This is a genomic window from Cupriavidus sp. 09_S30 (genome assembly GCF_056930435.1).
The window spans coordinates 1,730,770-1,755,677 of sequence record NZ_JBXOWI010000002.1; the positions used below are offsets into that span (position 1 = coordinate 1,730,770).

Genomic DNA, 24,908 nt, shown 5'->3' on the forward strand with positions numbered 1-24,908 from the left:
AGAATCCGGCCAGCCCGCTCCCACGCCGCTCCCACGCATGCCGCAAAAAAGAAACGGCCCGCCAGGAGGCGGGCCGGTTTCGCTTGCCTTGGCTTCAGCGGTTCGCGATATACATCGTGATCTCAAAGCCCAGGCGCAGTTCGGTATAGGCAGGGGTATTCCAGGTCATGTCTCCTCCTTCTTGATTGATCGGGATAGGTTGGCACGAAGTGTGATTGCCATGCGCGGAACCGCGGCGATGCCGCCGCCCCGCACCCCTTGCACGAGGCAAGTTCCATGCCCAACGATATGCCCAACGTCGTGCCCAACGTCGTGCCCAACGTCGTGCCCACCAACACGCCGCCCCAGCACATCTTCTGGCTGCGCACGCCCGACGCGCACCGGCTGCACGTGCGCCTCCTTGGCCCGCCCGACGGCGAGCCCTGGCTCGTCCTGCACGGCGGCCCGGGGAGCGGCTGCTCGCCGGCCATGGCGGACTGGTTCGACCTGGCGCGCCACCGCGTGATCCTGCCCGACCAGCGCGGCGCGGGACGCTCCCGGCCCGCCGGCTCGCTCCGGCGCAATACCACGGGCGCCCTGCTGGCCGACCTGGAGCGGCTGCGCGAGGCCCTCGGCATCGCGCGCTGGCATGTGGCGGCGGGTTCCTGGGGCGCCGCGCTGGCGCTGGCCTACGCGGCCCGCTTCGCGCCGCGCGTGGCCGGGCTGGTGCTGCGCGGCACCTTCCTGACCGGGCGCGACGACATCCTGCGGCTGTTCAGCGCCCGCGCCCGCGGCCTGTCCATGCTCGCCCCCGCCCGGCATGCTGCGCCGCATGCGCACCTCGGCGACGCCGCCGCGCATCTGCGTGCGACAGTTGCGCTGTTGCGAAACGGAACAGTTGTCCAACAATGTGACACCGCGTGGCGCTGGAGCCGCGTGGAGGCCCGCATGCTGGGGCAGTCCGGCGCACACGCGCCGCACCGGACGCCTGCCGCGCCGCGCCGCGCCCGGGCCATGCGGCACAAGTACCGCATCCAGGCCCACTACCTGCCGCGCCGCTGCGGGCTGGGCAAGCCGGCACTGCTTCAGGCCGCGGCCGTGATCGGCGCGGCCGGCATCCCGGTCACGCTGCTGCACGGCACGCGGGACCGCGTCTGCGCACCACGCAATGCCGAGCGGCTGCGGCAGATGATTCCGCAGGCGGAGCTGCGGCGCGTGCCGGCCGGCCACCTGGCGCAGGGTGCCTTGGCCGCGGCCCTGGCCGACGCGATCCGGCAGCAATCCGGGCCGCTATCCAGTCCGGCGGCCCGCTTGGATGCGCCACTGCACGCCGACTCTCAGGTCGAATCCCAGGCCCGCTCCCAGGCCGGGCCGCAAGCCGCATGACCGGCCTGACCAACCCCGGCCGGCGCGCCTGGCTGGCACGCGCGCTGGCCCTGGCCGCGGCGCCCGCCGCCGCGCGTGCCACCGCCCCAAGCCCGGCGGCACGCGCCGGCCTGGCACTGCTGCCGCTCGGGCCGGGCGCTTGGGTGGGGGCTGCCGCCAATGCCGAGCCGGCGCGCGCCAATCTGGGGGAAGTGGTGCCATCGCTGGTGGTGGTGACGCGCGACGGCGTGCTCGTTGTCGATCCCGGCCCGCACCTGGGCTGGGGCCGGCGGTTGATCGCCGCCATCCGGGAACTGACACCGTTGCCGGTGCGCTGGGTCGTCAACACCCACGCCCACCCCGAGCACGTGCTGGGCAATGCGGCCTTTGCACAGCTGCGGCCGCGGCCCGCCTTCCTCGCCTCGCCCGGAACCGCCGCGCTGATGCGCGCACGCTGCACGGCCTGCCGGCGCTACCTGGCGGAACTGCTCGGCCCCGCCACGCTGGCCGGCACGGAGATTGTGTTGCCGGCGCCGGCCCTGCGCGACGGCGAGGCCCTCGTCACCGGCGACGTGCGCTGGCAGGTGCAGGTCTACGCCAATGCCCACAGCCCAAGCGACACCGCGCTGTACGCGCCGGCGCGAGGACTGCTGTGCGCAGGCGGCCTGGTGACCCGCGAGCGCGTGCCCGACCTGCGCGAAGGCAGCCTGGCGGGCTGGCAGGGGGCGCTGCGCACCCTGCAGGCATTGGGGGCGCGCCAGGTGGCGGGCGCGGGTGCCGGCACGCCGGCACAGACACTGGCGCCCACCCTGGCCTATCTCGATGCGCTGGAAGCCGGCATCCAGCGCGCGCTGCGCGCCGGCCTGGATGCCTCAGACGCCGCGCGCGCCGTGCCCGGAGAGGACTTTCATCACTGGCAGGCCTTCGCGCCACGCCACGCCCTGAACGTGCAGCGCGCGTGGCTGGAGCTGGAGGACCGCTACCTGAGCGAAGCGCCGCCGGGCTGATGCCGGGCGGCGGGGCCGACCCGCCCGGGCTCAGCCCTGGCCGCCGTCCCCTTCGCCGCGCTCATGCATCAGTCGAGCCGCCTCGCTGATCTTGCGGTACACGGTATTGCGCGAGATGCCCAGCGCCTTGGCAGCAGCCGAAATATTGCCGTTGTGCGCGCGCACGGTCGCGATGGTCGTCATCGCCTCGACCTCGGCCAGCCGGGTCGGCGTGGCCGCCGGCCGTTCTGCTGCAGGCGTGCCACCGCCGATCGAGCCGATCGGCGGTGGCGCAACGCTGGGGATCCCGGAGACACCCGGGACAGCGGAGGTGGCCACGACGCCCTCGCCGCCGCCCTGGTTCGCCTTGGCATGGCGCTCCTGCCAGTCCTCCAGGAAGTCGTCGGGCAGGTGGGACGCGTCGATCTCGTCCTCGCCGGCCGCCATCAGCCGCGCCGTGTTGAGCAGGTTGCCGAGCTGGCGGATATTGCCCGGCCAGTGGTAGGTCTCGAACAGGCGCATCACGCCGTCGGCGATGTGCGCGGGACAGGCCGCCGTGCGGTCCTGCGCCAGCAGCTTGGCCGCGATGGCTGCCAGGTCGGCGCGGTCGCGCAGCGCCGGCAGCCGCACCACCAGCCCGTTGAGCCGGTAGTAGAGGTCTTCGCGGAAGCGGCCCGCGGCCACCTCCTCGCGCAGGTTGCGGTTGGTGGCGCAGACCAGGAAGAAACTCACCTGGATCACCTTGTTGCTGCCCAGCGGCGTCACCGCCCGCTCCTGCAGCGCGCGCAGCAGCCGCGCCTGCAGGTGCAGCGGCATGTCGCCGATCTCATCGAGGAACAGGGTGCCGCCGTTGGCCAGCAGCATCTTGCCGATGCCACCCTTCTTGCGCGCCCCGGTGAAGGCCCCCTCCTCGTAGCCAAACAGCTCCGACTCGATCAGCGTCTCCGGGATCGAAGCGCAGTTGACGGCCACGAAGGGGCCCTGCCGGTTCGGGCTGTCGGCGTGGATCGCGCGCGCCAGCAGTTCCTTGCCGGTGCCGGTCTCGCCCAGGATCATCACCGGCACGTCGCGGCCGATCACCTTGCGCAGCTTGCCGATCACGGTGTGCATCTGTGCGTCGCCGGTATCGAGCCCCGCCAGCCCCTCGTCCGCCTGCGGCTGGCCAGGCGCGGCACGGCGCGGCGCGGGCGACTCGGCCTCGGCCCCTGCCTTGGCACCAGCAGCCGCGTCGCCTGCCGAGTCGTCAGCCGCCAGCCGTGCCCCCGGCATCGCCGCAGGCCGCTTGAACTCCACCCGCGCCCACACCTTGACCCCGCTCGGCAGCCTCAGTTGCAGCGCCCCACCGTGCGCGCCACGCAGCGCATCGAACAGTGCCGACATGGCGATGCCGAACAGCGACGGGAAGGTATGCACCTGCAGCGCGCCGAGCGAAAGCCCAAGCTGGAACTGGCCGCTGCGGTTGGCGGAGAGAAAGCGGCCGCCCGGCGTGAAGGCCGCCAGCCCTTCGACGATGGTGCCGAGGAACTCCTGGCGCGAGTGGAAATGCACGCACACCATGTCATGGAAGGCATTGCCGAACAGCTGGTTCTCGATCATCTGGGCCGACATGCGCACCAGGGCCATGGTGTGCTTGTGGAAGCCGCGGTGGTCGCCTGACACGTCCAGCGCGCCCGCGGCCTTGCCATAGGGGTCGAAGATGGGCGCGCAGGAGCAGGTCAGGAACTGGTTGGCCTGCAGGAAGTGCTCGCCGGCATGCACCAGGGTCGGCCGGCCCTCGGCCAGCGCCGTGCCGATGGCATTGGTGCCCTTGCTTTCTTCCGACCACACCGCTCCGGCGCGCAGCGCGACCTTGTCAGCCTTCTGCAGGAAATCCTCGTCGCCCAGCGAGTGCAGGATCAGGCCGGAGGCGTCGGTCAGCATCACCATGCTGTGCGTGTTGACGATCTGGTCGTACAGCGTCTCCATCACGGGCAGTGCATGCGCGTAGAGCGACTGGCTGTGCTCGATGCCGACACGCAGCTCGCTGTCCGCGACCGGGCAGAAATCCGGGGATTCATAGGGCCGCAGTCCATAGGACTGGGAGCGCTGGTGCGCCTGCGCAATGGCTTCAGGGCGCGCGCGGTCGCCATCGATCGGAATACCCGCGGCGCCTGCGGGTGCACCTGCCGGCTGGGAAATCATCATTCGTCCGTCTCCTGTCTGGGTCGCCCGTCGTCTTCGCGTACGGGTCGTCGGCGGCACGTGCTTGTGCCATACCGCCTGGGCACTGTTGCATGGTGAAGCAAGACGCTTGCCAGCCTGTTGCATTTCTGGGCAGGCAGCGCACGCCTGTGCAACGCGATGCACCGCAACATCCTACCGTGCCGCGCCCTCTGCACTTGGTACGCGTCTTGCAGAAAGCCGTCAAACACGTTCAACAACAGGAGGTGACACCCATGGCGCAATTCCGCCCCATCCTTTCCGCGCTGGCGCTCTGCGCCGGCCTGGCAGCCGCGCTGCCTGCCCCCGCGCTGGCGCACGGCGACGTCGTTCCGCAGGCGGTCGATATCGGCACGCTGCCTCAGCTCGGCGCGGAATGGAAGCAGGACAATCCCTATCGCAGCGGCGCCGCGCGCAAGGAGGCGCTGCATATCGGCAGCTCGGCCTACAACCAGAACTGCGCACGCTGTCACGGCCTGGAAGTGGTGTCGGGCGGTATCGCGCCCGACCTGCGCGGCCTGGACGCCGACTGCACCTCGCTGGCCGACGCTGCCAAGAAACAAGCCTGCAACAGCGAGATCGACCAGTACTTCTCCACCACTGTACGCCAGGGCCGCACCCGCGACGGCCGCGTCTACATGCCTCCGTTCGAGGGCACGCTGTCGCAGGAGGCGGTCTGGGCCATCAAGACGTATATCGAATCCCGCCATACGCAGTAAGCGCTGGTCCGGGAGCACGAAAGCGCTGCCGGGGAGACGGGGCGGCGGGCCTTCGACTATGATAGCGCCCGTCGCCCGCCGGGCCGGCCCGCCGCGGCCGCCCCGGACAGCGGCGCCGGCGCCACCCAGGGTGGCACCGGCTGCTTTCCTGTCCTCCCATCCGCCATGGCCCGCCTGCAGCTCGACTTTCCCGCAGACCAGTTCTGCTACGACACGCACCTGACGGTGCGCGTGACCGACATCAATTCCGCCAACCACCTGGCCAACGACTCGATGATCTCCATGATCTCTGAGGCGCGCGCCCGCTTCCTGCACGACTTCGGCGTCGGCGAGATCCAGGGCGAAGGGGTCGGCATCATCGTCACCGACCTGGCCACCACCTACCGCAACGAGGCCCATGCGCGCGACCAGTTGCGCTTCGAGGTCGGCGTCATGGACTTCAACCGATACGGTGGCGACATCACCTTCCGCATCACCCGCCCGCGCGACGGCGCGCTGATCGCCATGGCGAAGTCTGGCTTCGTCTTTTTCAACTACGTCAGCAAGAAGGTGGTACCGATGCCCGAGGCCTTCCCGGGCCGCTTCCCCCGCGTCAACTGGGTGTAGGCCGGAAGCAACGGCTGCCCCGGTGCCTGGCGGTATACTAAAAGGCATCTTCCCCGCACGCCGCCCGCCTCCGCATCCCGGTCTCGCTTGACCACGCCGGCAGCACCGGCCAGGGGTGTACGGAGCCACAATGCCTCAACCCATGCCTGCCGGCACGGCCGCTATGCGGCGCGCCTTCGCGAAACCGTTCCTCGGCGCCTGCCTGCTCGCCTGCGCCGCGGCCTGGGCGGCGCCCGCGCTGGCGGACGATGCCCTGCTCTGGTTCGCGCAGGGCCGCCCGAACACGCAAGCGATGCAGGCAATCGATGCCCTGGCCGCGGCCGGCGCGGACGGGCTCGATCCGCAGGACTACGACGCCGACGGCCTGCGCCGCGCGGTCGCGCAGGCGCACGATGGCAGCGCCCTGGCATCGGACGCCGCCAGCGCCCTGGATGCGTCGCTGACCGTGGCCATGCAGCACTACCTGTCCGACCTGCACAACGGCCGAGTCGACCCGCGCAAGGTGCGCGCGAATTTCGCCCCGCCCGCCGATGGCTTCGACCCGCCCGCCTTCCTGCGTGCAGCGGTGGACGCGCAACGGCTGCCCGAGGCGCTGCAGCAAGCCGCCCCGACGATCCCGCTATATGGCGCCCTGCGTGATGCGCTGGCGCGCTATCGCGCCCTGGGCGCCAATCCGGCGGTACAGGCACCGCTGCCCGCACCGCCCGGGGGCAAGCTTGCTCCCGGCCAGGCCTACGCCGGCGCCGCGGCCCTGGCGCGGCGCCTGGAAGCACTCGGCGACCTTCCCGCCGGCCGCCGCACACCCACGCGCTACGAAGGCAGCCTGGTGGAAGGGGTCAAGGCGTTCCAGGCACGGCACGGCATGCAACCCGACGGCGTGATCGGGGCCGCCACGCTGGAGCAGCTGAATACCCCGCCGGCCGCGCGTGCGCGCCAGATCGAACTGACGATGGAACGGCTGCGCTGGACACCGCTGCTCGATGCGCCGCGCATGATCGTGGTCAACGTGCCGGAGTTCGTGCTGCGCGCCTATGAAGTGCACGACGGCCAGGTGCAGGTCAAGGTAGAAATGAAGGTCATCGTCGGCAAGGCGCTCGATACCCGCACGCCGCTGTTCAGGGAAGACATGCGCTACATCGAGTTCAGCCCCTACTGGAACGTGCCGCGCTCCATCGCGCGTGCCGAGACCATTCCCCGCATCCGGCGCGACCCCGGCTACTTCCAGCGCCAGGGCTTCGAGTTCGTCAGTGGCGACGGCCGCGCCATCACCACGCTGTCGGACGCCAACCTCGATGCGGTGCTGAACGGACAGATGCGCATACGCCAGCGCCCCGGGCCGCAGAACGCCCTGGGCGACATCAAGTTCATCTTCCCCAACAACGACAACATCTACCTGCACCACACCCCGACGGCGCAACTGTTCAGGCGCGACCGGCGCGACCTGAGCCACGGCTGCATCCGCGTCGAAGAGCCGGTGGCGCTGGCCCGCTTCGTGCTGCAGGACATGCCCGGCTGGAACGAAGACCGCATCCGCCAGGCCATGACCAAGGGACAATCGAACACGCTGCGCCTGGCGCAACCCCTGCCCGTGGTGCTGGCCTACGGCACCGCCATCGTCAAGGAAGACGGCCGCGTCAACTTCCTGCCTGATATCTACGGCCTCGACAAACTGCTCGACCAGGCCCTGCGGCAGCACAGCGCGCGCCGCACCGCCTCGGCCAGCAAGCCGCCGTCGGCCGCATCGCGCTCATGAAGCGCACTGGAGCATTAGTCACCATGGACCTGGCCAACGATGCACGCCGCCGCTTCCTGCATCGCGCAGGCGGCGCCGCCCTTGCCGCCACCCTGATCCCGCTGGCGCCACGCCCAGCGCTGGCCGCGCTGATGGCCCTGCCCAACGCGCACACGCTGTCTTTCGACAACCTGCACACCGGCGAGCGCCTCTCCACCGTGTTCGAGGTCGGCGACAGCTTCGTGCCCGCGGCGCTGCAATCCCTCAACCACCTGCTGCGCGACCACTACTCCGGCGAGGTCGGCACCATCGACCCGCAGCTCTTCGCCCTGCTCTACCGCCTGAAGCAGGAACTGGGCACCGACGCCCCCTTCCAGGTCATCTCCGGCTTCCGCAGCCCCGCCACCAACGCACGCCTGCGCAGGACCGGCGGCGGCGGCGTGGCCAAGCACAGCCTGCACATGGACGGCCAGGCCATCGACATCCGGCTGGCCGGCGTGCCGCTGGCCGACCTGCGCGACGCCGCGCTGTCGCTGCAGGGCGGTGGCGTGGGGTACTACGAGAGGGAACAGTTCGTGCACGTGGATACGGGGCGCGTGCGGGCCTGGTAGCCAGGCACCGGCCGGCAAGCCGCCTGCCCTTCGCCATGACCGGCATCGCCATCCAGGCCGCCACCGCCGAGGAGGCCAGCGAGATCGGCAGACGGCTGCGCCAGTTCAACCATGCTGCCATCGGCGAGTACGACATCGAGCCGCTGCGGCTGGTTGCGCGCGCACCGGATGGGCGGATGCTGGGCGGGCTCACCGGCCAGCTCTTCATGGGATGGCTGGCCATCGGCGTCCTGTGGGTGGCGGAAGACGCCCGCGGCCAGGGGCTTGGCTCGCGCTTGCTGGCCCAAGCCGAGGCGCAGGCCCGGGCGCAAGGCGCGCACGGTGCCTACCTCGACACCTTCGCCTGGCAGGCCGCGCCCTTCTACGCCAGGCACGGCTACGTTGAATTCGGCCGGCTCGACGACTTCCCCGTCGGCTCCTACCGCGTATTCATGCGCAAGCGGCTTTGATCCGGCGCGCACCGGGCCGCCTGATTGCCGAAAACGGATGGCCGCGACTGCGCGGCACTCCCCCTCTCGCCACCATGGCGCCTTGCCCGCCCCGCCCGCAGGCAACGCCCAAGCCGTGATGCCGCGCCAGGCTCGCGCCACGTCGGCACCATAACGACGTCCTCCGGCAAACCGGCAAACCGGCGATAGCGGCACCGCTCCGTACAATCCCCGGTGCCCGCCTTGCCGATTCCGGCTCACGCCAGCCGCGGCCGCCTCCGTAGACTGGTTCCCGTCCCGCCTCGACAGGAGCCCGACGTGAAGCACGCCAGCCCGGCGCCACGCCAAACCATCCGTACGCCATGGCGTATGCCCCCTTCAGCCGACCATCCCCCACGCCGGGCCCGGCCCGGTGCCCGGCAGTACGCCGTGTCCGCCGCCCTGCTGGCCGCCTTGGCCGCAGCGCCCGGCACACCGCGCGCCGAGGACCTGCCGCCGGAAACGCTCACGGTCGCCCAGCTCCCACCGGCCGATGCCAACCGGCTCTACATATCCGACGTCGCCTTTCGGCACATGGTGGACGGGCGCCTGCACGTGGTCGACGGCAAGCGCATGACATACCTGGGCCTGGTGCCGACCGGTTTCGGAGGGCAGGCGGTGCTGTCGCCCGACAAGCGCACCATCTACGTCGTTGCCACCTACTATCCGCGCCTGTCGCGCGGCGAGCGCACCGACGTGGTCAGCGCCTACGACGCCGACACCCTGGCCTACCGCAGCGAGATCGTGATCCCACCGCGCCACGCGCAGTCGCTGCCCTACCGCGGCATCATCACGATCTCGCCCGACGGCCGCTTCCTCTATGTGCAGAATGCCACGCCGGCCACCTCGGTCAGCATCGTCGACCTGCAGGCCGGCAAGCTGGCATCCGAAGTGCAGACGCCCGGCTGCTGGGGCATCTTTGTCACGCCGGCGTCGAGCGCGCGTTTCCGCACCCTGTGCAGCGACGGCGCCATGCTGACCGTCTCGCACGACACCCAGGGCCAGCCGGCCGGGCAGAAGCGCAGCACGCGCATGTTCGATCCGCAGCATGATCCGGTCTTCCTGCATGCGGAGAAGGTCGGCGACATGCTCTACTTCGTCTCCTTCAACGGCAATGTCTATCGCGCCGACCTGTCCGGCGAAGCCCCCGCCTTCGACCCGCCCTGGCCCCTGGTCGGCCCCGCCGACGCCAAGGGCGGCTGGCGGCCCGGCGGCTACCAGCTATTCGCCGTGCATGCCGCCACGCAGCGGCTGTACGTGGGCATGCATCCACGCGGGCGCGAGGGCTCGCACAAGTCGCCCGCCGCGGAGATCTGGACCGTCGACCTGGCCAGCCACAAGCGCCTGGCGCGCAGCCCGGGCCAGCATGCGCTGGCGCTCACGGTCACGCAAGGCGAGCGTCCCACCCTCTACGCGCTCGATGCCGCCACCGCCGGCGTGGTCGCACTCGATCCCGCCAACCGGCTCAAGCCCGTGGCCCGCCTCGACGGGGTCGGCGAAGATGTCCTGCGCCTGGAGGCCCACCAATGAGCGCCGCCGCCCTGCTGGCCGATCCGGTCGCCGCCGCCGCCTGCCATGCCGCCGCTGCGCTGGTGCTGGCACTGTCGGTGGCGCCCAAGCTGCGCGATTTCCCCCGCTTCCATGCGGCGCTGGCCGCCTACGCGCTGGTGCCGCCAGCGTGGACGCACCTCGCCGCGCTGAGCTTCGTGGCCGCCGAGGCCGGCGCGGCGCTGCTGATGGTGGGGCTGCCGCTGCACCCGGCCTCGGCCCTGGCCGGCCTGACCGTGGCCGGACTCGCCACCGCCGCCGTCTGCGCCAACCTGGCGCGCGGCCGGCGCGAGCTGCATTGCGGCTGCGGCGCGGCCGCTGACAGCATGCCCATCTCCGGCGCGCTGGTGGCGCGTAACGCCGGCCTGCTGGCGGTCATGGCGCTGGCCGCGGCCTCCGCCCGTGCCGGGGGGACACGCGTGCTCGGTGCGCTCGACTACGCCGCCGCCGGCTTCTGCGCGCTCGCCCTGCTGCTGCTGTGGCTGGCCGCCACCCAATTGCTGGTCAATGCCGGCCGCGCACGCGGCTGATTCCCTGCGGCTGATTCCCTTTCCCAACCTCTTGCCGAGTTCACCATGACTGCTCTCGTGATCACCAATATCGTGCTGTGGATCGTCGTGCTGGCGCTGCTGTTCGGGCTCTATGCGCTGGCGCGCCAGGTCGGCATCCTCTACGAACGGGTAGCCCCGATGGGCGCGCTGATGATCGACGCCGGCCCGCGCGTAGGCCAGCCGCTGGCCCGCTTCGACCTGCAGGACGTGCGCGGTGGCGCGGTCGCCGTGGGCGGCGTGCAGCCCGCCAGCACGCTGCTGTTCTTCCTCTCGCCCACGTGCCCCATCTGCAAGAAGCTGCTGCCGGTGCTGAAGTCCATCGCCGCCAGTGAGCGCGGCTGGCTGCGCATCGTGCTGGCCTCCGACGGCGAGCAGCCCGAGCACCTGGCCTTCCAACGCCAGGCCGGGCTGGGCGACTTCCCCTACGTACTGTCCAAGGAACTGGGCATGCACCTGCAGATCGGCAAGCTGCCTTACGCCGTGCTGCTGGACGCGGCCGGCACGCTGCGCGCCAAGGGACTGGTCAACTCGCGCGAGCAGCTCGAAAGCCTGTTCACCGCCATGGACATGAACGTGGCCTCGGTGCAGCAATTCCTGGAAACCCACGCCTGAGGGCACGGAGACACCTGTCATGTGGTTCGACGAACTGATCGAGCGCCAGACCCGCCGCGCGGCGCAGCGCACCAGCCGGCGCAGCGCGCTGGCCACGCTGGGCAAGGCGATGGTGGGCAGCCTGGCGCTGCCGGTACTGCCCTTCGACCGCAGCGCGCACGCAGCCGGCGCGCACGGCGCCCGCCCCGGCAAGGCCGTGGACGAAACCTCCTGCGACTACTGGAAATACTGCGCCGTGGATGGCTTCCTGTGCGCCTGCTGCGGCGGCAGCTCCACCAGCTGCCCGCCCGGCACAGAGCCCTCGCGTGTGTCCTGGGTGGGCACCTGCCGCAACCCGGCCGACGGCAAGGACTACATGGTCAGCTACAACGACTGTTGCGGCAAGACCACCTGCGGGCGCTGCGAGTGCAACACCAACGAGCGCGAGCGCCCGGGCTACAAGCTCGGCGTGCACAACGACGTCAATTGGTGCATGAGCAACAGCAGCACGATGTTCCATTGCACCACCTCCATCATCCTCGGGGTCCAGGAATGACGCGCCTGCCTTTCCAGTCCGTCCGGTCCTTCCGGTCCTTCCCGCCCGCGCGGTATGCCTTGCTGCTGCTGGCCGCGCTCGCCGCAGCTCCCGCGCCCGCCGCCGGCACGCCGGCCGACGGCAAGGCGCTGTTCGCCGCCAACTGCGCGGCCTGCCACAACGTGGATGCCTCCGGCATCGCCGGCATCGCCCCGCCGCTGGCCGGCGCCCTGCGCGAACGGCTGGCCTCGCCGGCCGGGCAGGCCTACCTGGCCAATGTGCTGGTGCACGGCCTGGCCGGCCCGATCGAGGCGCAAGGCCAGTCCTACAACGGCGTGATGCCGCCCTTCGCCGCGCTGCCCGACGACGACTTGCTGGCCGTGCTGGCCTGGCTCGGCACGCAGAACGGACAGGCCGCCCCCAGCGTGAGCGCCGACATGCTGGCCAAGGCGCGCGCCGAGCGCAAGACGCCGGGCGCGGTGCGCAAACTGCGCGATGGCACTGCGGCGCACTGAGATGGCCAGCGCCGCACTGCGCCGCGCGCTGGCCTGCTGGGCGGCCACCGGCCTGCTGGCCGGCACCGTGTCCGCGGCAGCGCAGGCCCAGGACAAGCTGCCACGCGCCCAGGCCAACTACCTGCTGCACTGCTCCGGCTGCCACCTGCCGGACGGCTCCGGCAAGCCGGCAGCCGGCATTCCCGACATGCGCGCCACCCTGCCCCTGCTGCTCGCCACGCCGGCAGGGCGCGCCTTCGTGATCCAGGCGCCGGGCACCTCGGGCTCGGACCTAGGCGACGCCGAGATCGCCGAACTGATCAACTGGATGGTGCCGGCGCTGAGCCGCGGCACCCCCGACCCAGCCTATACGCCGCAGGAAGTGACCCGCTACCGCGGCGCCCCGCTCGACGACGTCACGGCACAGCGCGCGGCCGTCCTGTCCGGTTCGCGCTGACGGCGCGCAGCCTGCTGCCCACACCGCCGGACAAGCACGAGGTCTTGGCTCTCTCTCCCCGCATGGGCAAAGGGCCGGTCTAGCAAGGCGCCACGCCAAGCGAAGCCGTCGGTGTTGTCCAGCCCGCCAAGGCCAGGACGAAGCCGATGGTGCTTTCCTGCTCGGTGCCGCCTCCCGCGGCTGAACCACCTCAACGCAGCCGGGCCAGCGTCTGCGACGGCAGCTCCCCGAAGAACGCCCGATACTGCGCGGCAAACCGCGGCAGATGATGAAAGCCGTAGCGCGCCGCTACGGCCCCCACCGACCGGCCCTCGCCGGCACGCAGTGCAGACCGGGCCCCGTTCATGCGCAACGCGCGCACGAAATCCAGCGGCGCCAGCCCGGTCACCTCATTGAAGCTGTACTGCAGCGTGCGGCGCGACACACCCAGGCGCTCGCACAAGGCCAGCACGCTCCATGCCGCCTCGGGCGCGGCACGCACCAGTTCGTAGGCATCGGCCACCAGCCGCTGCCTGGCGGCGGGAGTGGGCAGCGTCTCGCGCGCACGGTCGTCGTCAGCGGTCAACGCGGTAGCGGCCGCCAGCAGCAGCGCATCGCGGATCGCGCGCTCGACGAAGCGGTTGCTGAACACGTCGGCCTCGATCACGGCCGTCGCCAGCACCGACAACAGCGCCGCGCGCAGTTCCTCGCCCACCGCCGGCCGCAGCACTCGCACCGGTTCTGCCCAGCCTGCCGGCGCGGCCTCGCTGCCTTGCAGCGCCAGTGCGCGCTGCAAGGCCGGCAGCGGCATCGTCAAGCCGACCAGGTCCAGGTCGCGCGGCGTGCGCATTGCCAACGCCTGGCCGTTGCCGGCGCACAGCAGTGCCGCCCCATGCATCCGGTAGCCGTGGAACCAGCCGCCATCGCACTGCGCATGCGGCAGCGCCAGCGAGACATAGCCCGGCTTCGCCTCGCCCTCCTCCAGCAAGGCCTGCGAAGTCCGCTCGCGGAACACGTGGACGTCGCCATACACGACCTGCTCCACCTCGGCATGGAACGCGCCGGGCGTGAGCTGCTGGTAGCGCAGCTGCCAGCCAGCGAATTCCGCCGCGGCGGCCTGGGCTTCGTCCGCGACCACACGGCGCAGCCCGCGCGCGGCGGCAACGGCGCCCGGTGGCGCGGTACGGGGAGAAGACGGGATGGATGGTGGCTGGGTCGGCTGCATGGGAACGCCTGCCTTCTGCGTTTGCCTTGTCGGGCGCCCGTCACGGCCCAGGTGTGGACTGGCGTGCGAGCGCAGCCAAGGCAGTGTATCCAAGGCACCCTGCCCGCCATAAGAGGGACAACCCTGGTGCCGCGCGCTCCCTGGTGCAAGCGGCCCATGCGCCCCCGTCCTCTTCCGCCGCCGCCATCCCGTCTGCTATAGTCACGCTTGCATCCAGAGTTGGTACCCGACGGTACCAACGCCAACCTGCCTATCCCGGGCAAGGTGGTTGCCTCAAGGCGATGCGGCCGATGGTCGGCAACGAAGCGGGAGCGGCATGGCGCGCACCGGTTCGAATTACCTAATCGCGAGCAGCTATGCAGCAGTCCTCCTCCCCCCTCCTTTCCGCTTCCGCCTCCCTTTCCCCTGCCCCGGCTCGTGCCACCAGCGCGGATAGCGAATTTCCGCCAGCCGGCGACCGGCTCCTGCACGTTTTCTACATTGCGTCGACACCGGATGCCGCCACCATTGACGGTATCAGCGACCGGTTGCGTGCCGTGGGCGCTCCGGTGGCTACGCGGCGTGCCGTCCGCAGCGGCGATCAGCTCGACCAGATCGTGCAGATCCACGGCGTCAGCCAGACGCGTGCCCGCAAACTGCGCGAAGACCTGCAGCAGCAAGCGAACGTGCTTCGCGTGCGGCTCGAGCACGTCTACCTGCGCACCAGTGGCCGCCAGGGCCGTCCGAACCGAAGCGGAATCCGATGATTCTCGACGGCGCCGCCAATACCGCCCCGGAAGCGGGAGACCGGACAGCCCTGAATTTGATCTAAGACAAATTTTCCCCGCGAAGGGGTTCAGAGACTTCAGGCCGCAGACGTTTACGTTGTTCGGGACTCCTTCTATGTGAACCGTCAAATGAACAACGTAAGTATTCGCGGTGGCCTGCTGGCGACGCTCGTGCTCTTCGGCCTGATGATCGTCTTCGGCGCCGGGCTGGGCGTCAGCCAACTGAGCGCAGCCAGTTCGTCGGCCGATCAGATCCACCTGATCTCCACCCAGGCGCGCCTGCTGAACGATGCCTACAAAGACATCACCCTGGCGCGCTCGGCGCTGACCCGGGCGTCCAGCGCCGCCGCCGAGAACGGTGGGGTCAACGCCGAGGCCGTCGGCAGTGCGGAGCGGTCGATCAGCCGTTCCACCGAGCACCTGGATGCCTTTGAAAAGGCCCTGGTGTCTGCGGAGCAGGATAAGTCGGCACGCGACGCTGTCGTCAGCGCCGGCCGCGCGCATGTCGATGCCGTGAAGCGCGGGCTGGCCTTGCTGCGCAACAACGATCTTGCGGGCTTCGCAGCGCTCAACGATCAAGACATCGCGGCGTCCGGCTCTAAGTATTCCGACGGCGTGGAGCGCTTCCAACAACTGGCTGCGACGCTGAGCGAGCAGGAGATTCAGGCGGGTCGCTCGCGCTTCGACCGCGTTGTCGTGCTGGTGATCGTGGGCCTGGTGGCATCGGTGCTGCTCATCCTGGTTGTGCACCTGGCGCTGCGCCGCCTCGTGGTGGCGCCGTTGACGGAAGCCTCGCAGCTGATCATGCGCGTGGCTGACGGCGACCTGAGCATCGTGGTGCCGGAGGCCGGGAAGAATGAGATCGGCCAGCTACTGTCCGCCTTGTCGCGCATGCAGGCCGGCCTGACGCAGACCGTGGTCAAGGTACGTGCGGGCTCCGATGCCGTGACCATCCGCGCGTCCGAGATTGCCGCCGGCAATACCGACCTGTCGTCGCGCACCGAACAGCAATCGAGCGCCCTCGAGCAGACCGCGGCCAGCATGGAAGAGCTGACTGCCACGGTCGGCAACAATGCCGAAAGCGCGTCGAATGCGAGCGAGCTGGCCCGCAATGCTGCCAACCTGGCAGCGCGGGGCGGCGAAGACGTCCGCAGCGTCGTCAATACCATGCGCGACATCAACTCCGGCTCGCACAAGATCGCCGACATCATCGGCGTGATCGACGGCATCGCGTTCCAAACCAACATCCTCGCGCTGAACGCCGCCGTGGAAGCGGCACGGGCGGGCGAACACGGCCGCGGCTTCGCCGTGGTTGCCGGCGAAGTGCGCGCGCTGGCCCAGCGCTGCGGAAGCGCGGCCAGGGAGATCAAGGCGCTGATCGATTCGTCTGTCAGCAAGGTGGATGTTGGCGGCGCCCAGGTGGAACAAGCCGGCGCCACCATCGAGGAAATCGTCGTCGCCGTCCGCCGCCTGGCCGACACGGTCAACGAAATCTCGGCTGCATCCAGCGAGCAATCGCAAGGCATCGGCCAGGTCAATGCGGCGGTGTCGCAGATGGAGAGCGTCAACCTGCAAAATGCGGCGCTGGTAGAACAAGCAGCGTCCGCGGCGCAGTCGATGCAAGAGCAGGCAAACAGCCTCGCGGAGGCCGTGAGCGTGTTCAAGTTGGCGCCGGCGCACTCTGCTTAGGATCTGGCGGCGGCTCGGTGTCGGTCGCGCATTGGCGAGTCATCGCCCGGCTTGGAGTCCCAGGTGCTGCGCATCCGACTGGAGCATGTTTACCCGCGCGGCGGCCGCCGCGCTTGACCTTGCCCCGGCCGGATCGAGGTAGCTTGTCTGGCACCGATCACAGGCCGCGACTGCCGGACAGCGCCATCAGGTGACGCCTATCCAACTCCATTCGAGGTCCGCTATCGAGCCGATGCGGCCAGCGTGAAAACATGCCACATTGGCATCTGCCGTCCCTCCAGCCCGCCGATCGAGGACATCATCATGGAACGCGAAGCCTTCACCAGCGCCCTTGCCAAGGAGGGCTTCACCGAGCTGGTCATCGTCACGCGCGAGGCCGGCGCGCTGGAAGAACACGCCCACCCCTTCGAGGCCAAGGCCCTGATCCTCGCGGGCGAGATCCATATCCGCATCGGCGACGAGGAGCGGCTCTACCAGCCAGGTGACGTGTTCCACCTGCCGGCAAACATCCCGCACGCCGAGCGGTATGGCCCGCAGGGTGTGCAGTACCTGGTCGGCAGGAAATGAGGCCAGCACCCACCGGTCCGTCCCGGGGCATGCATAGCGAACGCCCCATTGCAGAACCACCCCTGATCCAGACATAGGATGCATACGGGAGCCGGCCCTGTGCCGGCTCCCGCGCACCGCTCAAGCCGCCGGCACGTCTTCGTCGGCCTCGCCCTGCGCGGCCAGCTCACTCAACACCAGCGTCTCATGCGCCAACCCGATCGCCAGCGTCAGCACGCTGATCTGGAACTCCGGGTTCAGGTCGCAGAAGATGCCAGATTCCGCGCTGTCCCGGGCTAGGAAGAGCAAGGCATAGAGCTGTGCGGATTTATCCGAGGCCAGGCTCAGCGGCGATTCGCACAACACGCGGGTGTGAAGGTGGATGTCGGCGTTGCGGTGTTCGGCGGTGAGGCCGTAGCGGGTGTGTTGGCGGGGGTGGGTCATCGGGCGCCTCCACTTGCGAAACCTGCACGCAATGCGGCCAGCGCTCTTGACTGCGCGCACGGCGGCGGCCCGGTACGGACGAGGTGGGATCGGGGCATGAGATTGCCTCCTTCTTGAGCGGATTGGGACCCGCTCCCCGCTGCTAATCGGGTGGGCGGGCGCGAGGCAGGGTTAGCAGACCGGCAAGAAGGAACCGGCGAGCCCGAAGGCTCCCCCGCCAAGGCCCGCCCATAGGGACGTGCGTTGGCGCGACGGACGCAATAAGACCGCCAAATGGCGGTCCGTCCGCCTTCTTGTTCGGGCTGCTAAACCCGGTCGCGGTGGTTGCCGCGACACTCCGAGTATACCTTGACCGAGTCTGTCTTGCGGCAAAGGGAGCGTGTCGGGCAAAAGGGAATTCACCGTTCCGCAGGTAATTCATCACTGCTCGATTGGTAGCTACCCTGGAGGGGCAAATGATTGTCGGCCCCAACCTACGAAGTGAGGGCTGGTCTGTATCGCGAGCGGGGGTTCAGCGAGCACGGCTGCCTGCAACCTCCTGCCCGCCTGCATTCCTGGCCGGACACCCGCAAATCTGCGACTGCCAATGGGCAGACACGTGCGAAGAGCCGTCAATGTCCCTCCCACGGGCCGGTATGACCATCTCCGGCCAGTTTCAGCCAGTCGACGTATCCGCGTTCGATGGCCGAGTCAGCCGAAAAGCTGCCGTTCCGACTTATAAAGGGTTCCATCTTCAGCGAAAAGCGGTAGTGGTAGGACGACTGTCCGCTGAGGCCAATCGGTATAGCATTTATATTTCACCCTTCGAAACTCGCGGCCTGGGAGTAAACATAGTGCGGGTACTTATTATCGAAGACGACGCTGGCATTGCTGCCAACCTCTATGACTACCTTGAGGGTTCTGGTTACGTCGTTGACAGGGCATCGAACGGCCCCGCCGGTCTGCAACTCGCACTGGCTCAGCCGTGGGATGCCATCTTGCTTGACCTGGCATTGCCGGGCATGGACGGTCTGACGCTGTGTCGCAAACTTCGGGAGGAGGCGCACCGGGACACGCCGGTGCTCATGCTGACCGCCAAGGACACACTGGACGATAAACTCCTTGGCTTCACGCACGGTGCCGATGACTATCTGGTCAAACCGTTTTCGCTCAAGGAAGTCGGCGCGCGGCTAGGCGCACTGATCAAGCGCTACAAGGGACAGGTTGCGCCGGCGGTGCTCTGCTGTGGGGACGTACGTCTCGATCTGGCGACGCTGGTCGTCGAACGCAACGGCCGCACCATCAAGCTGCCGCCCAAGTGCCTGCAGTTGTTGCGCATCCTGATGCAATCACCGAACCGCGTATTCAGCCGTGTCGAGCTCGAAACGCAGATCTGGGGCGAGGAGCTTGGTGACAGCGATACGCTGCGCGCGCACGTCTACACCCTGCGCCGTGCCCTTTCCACCGAGAGCGAAGCCAATCTCATCGAGACGGTGCATGGTCTCGGCTACCGGCTTACGGTGAGCGATGCCAACGCGTCGTAGCCTGCGTTTCAAAGTCGCACTGGTTTTCTCGGCGCTAACGATCCTGCTGCTCCTTGCTCAGGCGCTGGGCGTCAAGACGCTCGCCGAGGCACAGGAAGAGAGGCTGATCGATGCACTGATCCAGGATGACATCGCGAATCTGCTGGCGTCGTATCGGAGCGATCCGGCACTGCTGCCGCAGTTCGACGCACGAATGAACGGCTACGTTTCCAGGGCGGGTCGCGCGCCAGCCGCGCTGCCCACAACGGTCAAGGATCTGCCAGACGGTACGCACGAGATCATCGTCGGCGACCAGGAGATCCACGTCGCCATCACCCAGTTCGATCATGCGAGGCTGTACCGGGTCTACGACTTCAGTGCCTACGAGCGGCGATTCAAGCTCGTGATCAACGCACTCATGGCCGGCACGGGCATCATCGCGGTGCTGACGATCTGGCTCGCGTATGGCCTCGCAGGTGTGCTGGTCCGCCAGGTGGCGAGCCTGGCGCAGCAAGTCAGGGCACTTCGGTTTGGCAAGGCAGCGTCGATCAACCCGGGCAGGTATGACGAAGCGGAAGTCGCCGAACTGGCCGATGCGTTCAATGCCTACCACCAACGGATGGCCGACATGGTGGAGCGCGAGAAGGCGTTCACCGGCAACGTCAGCCATGAACTGCGCACGCCGCTCACCGTCATCCAGACAAGCTGCGAATTGCTCGACCATGACGCGTCGATTGGCGCCAGATCGCGTGCGCGGATTCGCCAGATCGCGCAGGCGACCGACCACATGCGTGAGATGGTCAGCGCGTTGCTGATGCTGGCAAGAGAGACTCCGGCCGAGCCTCAGGAAGCGCTCAACCTGAAAGAAGTGATTGAGACTGCGCTGGCGCCGTTTGTCAATCGCCTGGCGGCCGAAGGTGTCGACATGGTGCTTGACGTCGCCCCTGAACTGCGGGTCACGACAAATCGCGCCGCACTTGCCATTGTGCTTTCGAACGTCATTGACAATGCGGCCCGCCATACCGCGCACGGGCACATTCGCTTCTCGTACGGGGACGGCTGGCTGAGTATCGAGGACACCGGGTCGGGCATTGCCCCGCAAGCGTTGCCACACGTTTTCACCCGGCTCTACCAGGCAGGCCCGGAGGAAACCCGGGTACACGGTTTCGGCATCGGGCTGGCGATCGTGAAGAAGATCTGCGACCAGTACGGCTGGCCGATCGAACTGCACAGCGAGCCTGACCGAGGTACCTGCGTGAAGGTCCGATTGGCGACTGCCAGTCCGTCGGCGCCTTCTTGACGAAAACTTCACAACCGGCCGCGTAGCATCTCACGTGAAACACCGGCAGGCAATGTGCGCGACACGTTACCTGCCGTGGATTGCCCGCTTGAGCTACGCATGTCAATCACTCCCCCGCAAGGCCACCCAGCGAAGTCGAACCCAATCGCCGTCCGTTGCAGGGGCCTGACAAAGGCTTATGGGACAGGGGATGCGCGAACGCCAGCCCTGCGCGGGATCGATCTCGACATCCACTACGGCGAATTGCTTATGCTGGTGGGCCCGTCGGGCAGCGGCAAGACCACGCTGCTCTCGGTAATTGCCGGCATGTTGGATCAGGATGCCGGGCAATGTCTCGTACTCGATCACGACCTTCAGCAATGCCGTGCCAATGAGCGCGCGCGCTTTCGCGGCCGTTCAATTGGCTTTGTCTTCCAGTCGTTCAACCTGCTGCCGTCGCTCACGCTTGCTGAAAATGTCGCCGTGCCGCTGCTGATCCAGGGCATGGTACGCAAGGCCGCGATGGCCAAGGCGCAAGATGTACTGAATGCCGTAGGCCTTGGCGACCGAACCCATGTACTTCCGGCACAGATCAGCGGTGGCCAGCAACAACGCGTCGCCATTGCCCGCGCGCTCGTACATGAGCCGGAGTTGATCGTCTGCGACGAACCCACCAGCAACCTTGACCATTCGACCGGGCATCACGTCATGGCGCTACTCAAGCAACAAGCCCAGGCGCCTGGCCGGGCACTCATCGTCGTCACACACGACAACCGCATTTTTGAATTTGCCGACCGCATCGCGCATCTCGATGATGGGCAGATCGTCGATATCCGCGGCTTGACGCCACCAGGAGCGTCGCAATGATCCGCAAGTTTCTGCTGCCGGGGCTCGCAGCGGCTGGCGTGATTGCCACCATCGTCGCAGTGGTCCTTGGGAACCCTCCGTCGCCCCAGACGGGCCCATTGGTCCCGCCACCCAGGCCAACGTTTGCGTCATATGTGGCCGGTGGCGGTGTCATCGAGGCAAGCGGCGGAAACATCGCCGTCGGCACCCCCGTGCCCGGCATCGTGACCACCCTTTTCGTCAAGTGGGGCGACCATGTGAAGGCCGGTGACCGGCTCTTCGCACTCGATGATCGCGATCTGCAGGCGCAAATGATCCCCGCGCTGGCCAGAGCAAGAGAATCCGAAGCCCGGGTTGAACAGGCCAGGGCCCAGCTCAGGCTGGCCGAGAGCGTGCCCGACCAGCGCGCCATCAGCACCGAAGAACTGAGCAACCGCCGCTCCGCCGTGGCCATCAGTGCGGCCACGCTGGCGACGGCCAGGGCGCAGATCGAGCAGATCAAGCTGGAAACCGAGCGCCGCACTGTCCGTGCGCTGGCGCCGGGGAAGATCCTGCAGGTCAATCTGCGGCCCGGCGAGTTTGCCCAAAGCGGAGCGTTGCCGACGCCGCTCATGGTGATCGGCGACGATACGCGACTCTATGTGCGCGTCGATATCGACCAGTTCGATGTGTGGCGGGTGCGACCCGACGCGGCCGCGGAATTGTTTGTTCGCGGCACGTCCGGCCAGCGCGCCGCGTTGCGTTTCGAACGCATCGAGCCTTATGTCGTGCCGAAGACCGTGCTCCGAGGCAGCAGCACGGAGCGAACCGACGCGCGCGTGCTACAGGCGCTTTACAGTTTTGACCCGGCCTCGCTGCCTGGCACCTATGTGGGTCAGCAGGTCGACGTGTTCATCGAGGCAGCGCCGCTTGCGACCCCTGCAGCCGCCGGTCCCAGAGATCACGCATCATGATGACCCGGCATCGTCGCATTGTCCCGGGAATGCTCTGTGTGGCCCTGGCGGGTTGTGCGGTAACGGCCAACCACACGCCACCAGCACCAGACGTGCCGGCGCGTTGGAGCGAGGCACCAGACAGCCGCACGCCAGCCGCAAATGCCGATGCGGCATGGTGGACGACGTTCAACGATCCGGAACTCGATCGGCTCATCGAGCGTGCCCGGCATGCCAATCTGGACCTTCTGCTCGCGCAAGCACGCGTGTGCGAAGCGCGCGGCAGGCGCACCATCGCAAGCGCAGCTCAGGCCCCCTCAATCGGCGCCAGAGCGTCCGTTGCACGCGAGCAGGAAAGCCAGAACGCGCCGAACCCGCTGCGCGTGCTGCCAAACGGCGAAGTCGAGCCGCCGGGGCAGCCCGAAAACCTGTTCCAGGCCGGGTTCGACGCGAAATGGGAAATCGATCTTTTCGGCGGCCTGCGACGCTCCACCGAAGCGGCGCAGGCTGATGTCGAAGCCGCCGTGTACGATCATGGCGCCGTCTTGCTGTCTTTGCTGGCCGAAGTGTCGAGAAATTACATCGAGTTGCGCGGCGTTCAGCAGCAGAGCCGGATCGCGCGCGAAAGCCTGGCGGCCCAGCAGGATACGCTGACGCTGGTGCGTGCGCGTCGCGCCGGGGGCATGGCAACAGACCTGGACGTGGAGCGTGCCGAAGCGCAGGTGGAAGGCACAGCCTCGCAGTTGCCGGCATTCGATACGGCCTACAAGAGAGCGCTGCATCGGCTTGGGGTGCTGATCGGCGAGCCACCAGGCGCCTTGGCTGACGAGTTGCGGACCGAGGGGCCGCTCCCGACTACGTCCGTGCAGCCGCCCATCGGGCTGCCGTCGGACCTGTTGCGCCAGCGACCCGATATCCGTAGTGCCGAACGTGCGGTCGCGGCTGCCTATGCGCGGCGCGAGGCGGCCGTGGCGGACCTGTATCCCAAGGTCTCGCTACTCGGCACAGTGGGATTGGCAAGCGTGGCGGCGGGCAACTTCTTCTCCGGCGCGAGCGCACTATGGTCGATCGGCCCATCGATTACCTGGCCGATCTTCCGGGGCGGGCAGATCGTCGCCACCATCGAGGTGCGCGACGCGCAGCAACAGCAGGCGCTGATCGGCTACCGGCGGGCCATCCTGAATGGGATCGAGGATGCCGAGAACGCCATGGCCGCATACCGCCACGAACAGGCACGACGCGCCTCGCTCGCCAGGGCGGTCGCCGCGGAACAGCGGGCCACGGCATACGCACGCGACCGCTATGTCGGCGGCCTGACCGATTTCCGGGACGTGCTCAGCGCGCAGCGCAGCCTGTTCCAGGCGCAAAGCGACCTTGCGCAAAGCGTCACCGCCTCGTCACTTGGCCTGGTGGCCTTGTATAAGGCGCTGGGCGGCGGCTGGAACGCGAACTCGCTGGCGGCGCCGCAAGCTCAGCGCCCGTCGGGGCAAGGAAGCGAGACGCAATGATCTACATCGCCCTCAGGATGCTGCTGGGAGATCGGGCCAAGTATGCCGGTCTGATCTCGGGAATCACCTTCACGTCGTTTCTCGTGACTTTCGCCGCGTCGTACTTCACGGGTTTCATGACGCAGGGATTCGCGCTGATCAGTGAAAACAGCAGGGCTGACGTCTGGGTCATGGAGCCCGCAGTGGAATCCGTGGAACTGACGACCAACATGTCCTGGGCGGCACTGGATCGTGTACGCAGCGTCCCGGGCGTGCAATCGGCGGTGCCACTGGTGCTCGGAACGGTTCAGGCGCGCTTTCCGAATGGTCGCTTCCAGCCTTTCCAGATCATTGGCGTCGATGATGCTTCGCTCCCGGGTATCCCTCCCATACGGGATGGCGTGTCTCCGATGGCGCTGCGCATGCCGGACGCCGTGATCGCCGACGCCGGCGGCACGAGCGACAAGCTTGCGACTCCGGTGCACAAGGCGGATCAATGGCCGCCCGATGGGCCGCACCTTCAGGTGCCTACGCGGGAACTGGCCGTCGGAGATGAGTTGCTTGTCAACGATCAGCGGGTAGTGGTAGCGGGACGCTCTGACGGCCTGTCGAGGTATCCGCCCCGACCGCTGCTTTACATGACGCTGGGCAACGCCATTCGCATCCTGCCACCCGAGCGGCGCCAGTTGACGTTCGTCCTGGTCTCCGGGGCCCCCGGCGTTTCGGCGCAAGCGCTGGCAACACGCATCGAAACCAATACCGGGCTGCGTGCGCGGACCTCTGCGGATTTCAAGGCCGATACCGTTCACTGGATTCTGGAGAACTCCGAAGATGTCGGCGACATCGCGGCCATGCTCACCATGGCCATGTCCGTCGGCTTTGGCGTCACCGGTGTCATGCTCTACATGTTCACCCAGGAAAACCGGCGGCATTACGCGGTGCTCAGCGCGATGGGCGCAACGTCTCGCATGTTGCTGTCCATGGTCTTCGCTCAGGCGGGCTTGTGCGCCTTGATCGGAACGGGTCTAGGCGTTGGCCTGTGCAGCATTCTCGGCCAATTTACTGCAATCGCAGGCTTCCCGTTTCGCATTATGTGGTTCACGCCGCTGCTTGGCGGATTGATGGTCCTGGTCGTGAGCATTGTCGCTGCAGCGTTGAGTGCCCGCCCGGTGCTGAAGCTGCAGCCTGTGGCGGTGTTTGGAGGGCGCTAGCTAGTCGTCGCCTCCGCACAGACACGTGAACTGAAGGCTGCGCCTGCTCTTCGGCGGACGTCCGAGTTAGTCTTCATATCGGTCACTCTGTTCCAAATCGCAAGCGACTGAAATGGGTTGCCAGCTCGCATTCCACATCAGCCAACATGGCGGGTAGCGCC

26 protein-coding genes and 1 riboswitch are annotated in these 24,908 nt (G+C 68.1%); of the genes, 22 read left to right on the forward strand and 4 right to left on the reverse strand.

The genetic code is table 11. From position 1 onward, the window contains the following. Positions 1-94: 94 nt before the first annotated feature. Positions 95-169 carry a pyrroloquinoline quinone precursor peptide PqqA gene (gene pqqA / locus AC1Z3O_RS27895; protein ID WP_083384790.1) on the reverse strand — a complete coding sequence of 25 codons (75 nt, stop codon included), beginning with the start codon at positions 167-169 and terminating at the stop codon, positions 95-97. A 107-nt stretch (positions 170-276) separates the two neighbouring features. Here pqqA and AC1Z3O_RS27900 point away from each other — a divergent pair, with 107 nt between their 5' ends. Together AC1Z3O_RS27900 and AC1Z3O_RS27905 are read left to right on the forward strand one after the other, a co-directional pair. Next, complete coding sequence (locus tag AC1Z3O_RS27900) at positions 277-1,365, forward strand: alpha/beta fold hydrolase (RefSeq protein WP_483519490.1); 1,089 nt, start codon at positions 277-279, stop codon at positions 1,363-1,365. Continuing rightward, a complete protein-coding gene (locus AC1Z3O_RS27905) occupies positions 1,362-2,351 on the forward strand; it encodes an MBL fold metallo-hydrolase (protein ID WP_483519491.1) in 990 nt (329 codons plus the stop codon). The genes AC1Z3O_RS27900 and AC1Z3O_RS27905 overlap by 4 nt, the downstream gene beginning before the upstream one ends. A 30-nt stretch (positions 2,352-2,381) precedes the next feature. Here the strand turns inward: AC1Z3O_RS27905 and AC1Z3O_RS27910 are convergent, their stop codons facing one another. Then, complete coding sequence (locus AC1Z3O_RS27910; protein WP_483522041.1) at positions 2,382-4,511, reverse strand: sigma-54-dependent Fis family transcriptional regulator; 2,130 nt, start codon at positions 4,509-4,511, stop codon at positions 2,382-2,384. 254 nt (positions 4,512-4,765) lie between these two features. On the opposite strand from AC1Z3O_RS27910, the gene pedF reads away from it, so the two are divergent. The 11 genes from pedF to AC1Z3O_RS27965 all read left to right on the forward strand — a co-directional run bounded on the left by pedF (position 4,766) and on the right by AC1Z3O_RS27965 (position 12,840). Beyond that, positions 4,766-5,248 carry a cytochrome c-550 PedF gene (pedF, locus tag AC1Z3O_RS27915; RefSeq protein WP_483519493.1) on the forward strand — a complete coding sequence of 161 codons (483 nt, stop codon included), beginning with the start codon at positions 4,766-4,768 and terminating at the stop codon, positions 5,246-5,248. Positions 5,249-5,413: 165 nt separating this feature from the next. Further along, entirely contained in the window at positions 5,414-5,854 is a 441-nt protein-coding gene (locus tag AC1Z3O_RS27920) for a thioesterase family protein (protein ID WP_483519494.1), read from the forward strand. Between the two features lie 130 nt (positions 5,855-5,984). After that, positions 5,985-7,607, forward strand: coding sequence for a L,D-transpeptidase family protein (locus tag AC1Z3O_RS27925; protein ID WP_483519496.1), 1,623 nt, complete (start codon positions 5,985-5,987; stop codon positions 7,605-7,607). Positions 7,608-7,630: 23 nt separating this feature from the next. Continuing rightward, positions 7,631-8,197, forward strand: a complete 567-nt coding sequence (gene mepK, locus AC1Z3O_RS27930) for a peptidoglycan L,D-endopeptidase MepK (RefSeq protein WP_483519498.1) — start codon at positions 7,631-7,633, stop codon at positions 8,195-8,197. A gap of 35 nt (positions 8,198-8,232) precedes the next feature. Beyond that, complete coding sequence (locus AC1Z3O_RS27935; protein WP_483519499.1) at positions 8,233-8,646, forward strand: GNAT family N-acetyltransferase; 414 nt, start codon at positions 8,233-8,235, stop codon at positions 8,644-8,646. 408 nt (positions 8,647-9,054) lie between these two features. Continuing rightward, positions 9,055-10,194 carry an amine dehydrogenase large subunit gene (locus tag AC1Z3O_RS27940; RefSeq protein ID WP_483519501.1) on the forward strand — a complete coding sequence of 380 codons (1,140 nt, stop codon included), beginning with the start codon at positions 9,055-9,057 and terminating at the stop codon, positions 10,192-10,194. Next, positions 10,191-10,742, forward strand: a complete 552-nt coding sequence (locus tag AC1Z3O_RS27945) for a MauE/DoxX family redox-associated membrane protein (protein WP_483519503.1) — start codon at positions 10,191-10,193, stop codon at positions 10,740-10,742. The genes AC1Z3O_RS27940 and AC1Z3O_RS27945 overlap by 4 nt, the downstream gene beginning before the upstream one ends. A 45-nt stretch (positions 10,743-10,787) precedes the next feature. Further along, positions 10,788-11,375, forward strand: a complete 588-nt coding sequence (gene mauD / locus AC1Z3O_RS27950) for a methylamine dehydrogenase accessory protein MauD (protein ID WP_483519505.1) — start codon at positions 10,788-10,790, stop codon at positions 11,373-11,375. A gap of 19 nt (positions 11,376-11,394) precedes the next feature. Next, complete coding sequence (locus AC1Z3O_RS27955; RefSeq protein WP_483519506.1) at positions 11,395-11,910, forward strand: methylamine dehydrogenase light chain; 516 nt, start codon at positions 11,395-11,397, stop codon at positions 11,908-11,910. Then, on the forward strand, positions 11,907-12,404 hold the full coding sequence (locus AC1Z3O_RS27960; protein ID WP_483519508.1) for a c-type cytochrome: 498 nt from the start codon (positions 11,907-11,909) through the stop codon (positions 12,402-12,404). The genes AC1Z3O_RS27955 and AC1Z3O_RS27960 overlap by 4 nt, the downstream gene beginning before the upstream one ends. A gap of 1 nt (position 12,405) precedes the next feature. Beyond that, positions 12,406-12,840, forward strand: a complete 435-nt coding sequence (locus AC1Z3O_RS27965; protein ID WP_483519510.1) for a cytochrome C — start codon at positions 12,406-12,408, stop codon at positions 12,838-12,840. 190 nt (positions 12,841-13,030) lie between these two features. On the opposite strand, the gene AC1Z3O_RS27970 is transcribed toward AC1Z3O_RS27965, so the two are convergent. Continuing rightward, a complete protein-coding gene (locus AC1Z3O_RS27970; protein ID WP_483519512.1) occupies positions 13,031-14,044 on the reverse strand; it encodes a helix-turn-helix domain-containing protein in 1,014 nt (337 codons plus the stop codon). Positions 14,045-14,248: 204 nt separating this feature from the next. After that, a riboswitch (SAM-I-IV-variant riboswitch) is annotated at positions 14,249-14,359 on the forward strand. Positions 14,360-14,400: 41 nt separating this feature from the next. Between AC1Z3O_RS27970 and AC1Z3O_RS27975 the strand changes: the two genes are divergently transcribed. The 3 genes from AC1Z3O_RS27975 (at position 14,401) to AC1Z3O_RS27985 (ending at position 17,067) form a co-directional block, all read left to right on the forward strand. After that, a complete protein-coding gene (locus tag AC1Z3O_RS27975; RefSeq protein WP_483519514.1) occupies positions 14,401-14,790 on the forward strand; it encodes a hypothetical protein in 390 nt (129 codons plus the stop codon). 150 nt (positions 14,791-14,940) lie between these two features. Further along, on the forward strand, positions 14,941-16,500 hold the full coding sequence (locus AC1Z3O_RS27980) for a methyl-accepting chemotaxis protein (RefSeq protein ID WP_483519516.1): 1,560 nt from the start codon (positions 14,941-14,943) through the stop codon (positions 16,498-16,500). Between the two features lie 303 nt (positions 16,501-16,803). After that, positions 16,804-17,067 carry a cupin domain-containing protein gene (locus AC1Z3O_RS27985; protein WP_483519518.1) on the forward strand — a complete coding sequence of 88 codons (264 nt, stop codon included), beginning with the start codon at positions 16,804-16,806 and terminating at the stop codon, positions 17,065-17,067. A gap of 120 nt (positions 17,068-17,187) precedes the next feature. On the opposite strand, the gene AC1Z3O_RS27990 is transcribed toward AC1Z3O_RS27985, so the two are convergent. Next, the gene (locus AC1Z3O_RS27990) at positions 17,188-17,490 is read right to left on the reverse strand and encodes a hypothetical protein (protein ID WP_483519520.1); all 303 of its coding nucleotides are present in this window, start codon (positions 17,488-17,490) and stop codon (positions 17,188-17,190) included. Positions 17,491-18,323: 833 nt separating this feature from the next. Between AC1Z3O_RS27990 and AC1Z3O_RS27995 the strand changes: the two genes are divergently transcribed. The 6 genes from AC1Z3O_RS27995 to AC1Z3O_RS28020 all read left to right on the forward strand — a co-directional run bounded on the left by AC1Z3O_RS27995 (position 18,324) and on the right by AC1Z3O_RS28020 (position 24,747). After that, positions 18,324-19,013: a response regulator transcription factor gene (locus tag AC1Z3O_RS27995; protein ID WP_483522043.1), complete on the forward strand. Its 690-nt coding sequence runs from the start codon at positions 18,324-18,326 to the stop codon at positions 19,011-19,013. Further along, a complete protein-coding gene (locus AC1Z3O_RS28000) occupies positions 18,997-20,292 on the forward strand; it encodes a sensor histidine kinase (RefSeq protein ID WP_483519522.1) in 1,296 nt (431 codons plus the stop codon). The genes AC1Z3O_RS27995 and AC1Z3O_RS28000 overlap by 17 nt, the downstream gene beginning before the upstream one ends. A 99-nt stretch (positions 20,293-20,391) precedes the next feature. After that, entirely contained in the window at positions 20,392-21,138 is a 747-nt protein-coding gene (locus AC1Z3O_RS28005) for an ABC transporter ATP-binding protein (RefSeq protein ID WP_483519524.1), read from the forward strand. Beyond that, complete coding sequence (locus tag AC1Z3O_RS28010; protein WP_483519525.1) at positions 21,135-22,070, forward strand: efflux RND transporter periplasmic adaptor subunit; 936 nt, start codon at positions 21,135-21,137, stop codon at positions 22,068-22,070. The genes AC1Z3O_RS28005 and AC1Z3O_RS28010 overlap by 4 nt, the downstream gene beginning before the upstream one ends. Further along, the gene (locus AC1Z3O_RS28015) at positions 22,067-23,557 is read left to right on the forward strand and encodes an efflux transporter outer membrane subunit (RefSeq protein ID WP_483519527.1); all 1,491 of its coding nucleotides are present in this window, start codon (positions 22,067-22,069) and stop codon (positions 23,555-23,557) included. The genes AC1Z3O_RS28010 and AC1Z3O_RS28015 overlap by 4 nt, the downstream gene beginning before the upstream one ends. Beyond that, positions 23,554-24,747, forward strand: a complete 1,194-nt coding sequence (locus tag AC1Z3O_RS28020) for an ABC transporter permease (RefSeq protein ID WP_483519529.1) — start codon at positions 23,554-23,556, stop codon at positions 24,745-24,747. The genes AC1Z3O_RS28015 and AC1Z3O_RS28020 overlap by 4 nt, the downstream gene beginning before the upstream one ends. Positions 24,748-24,908: the final 161 nt, after the last annotated feature.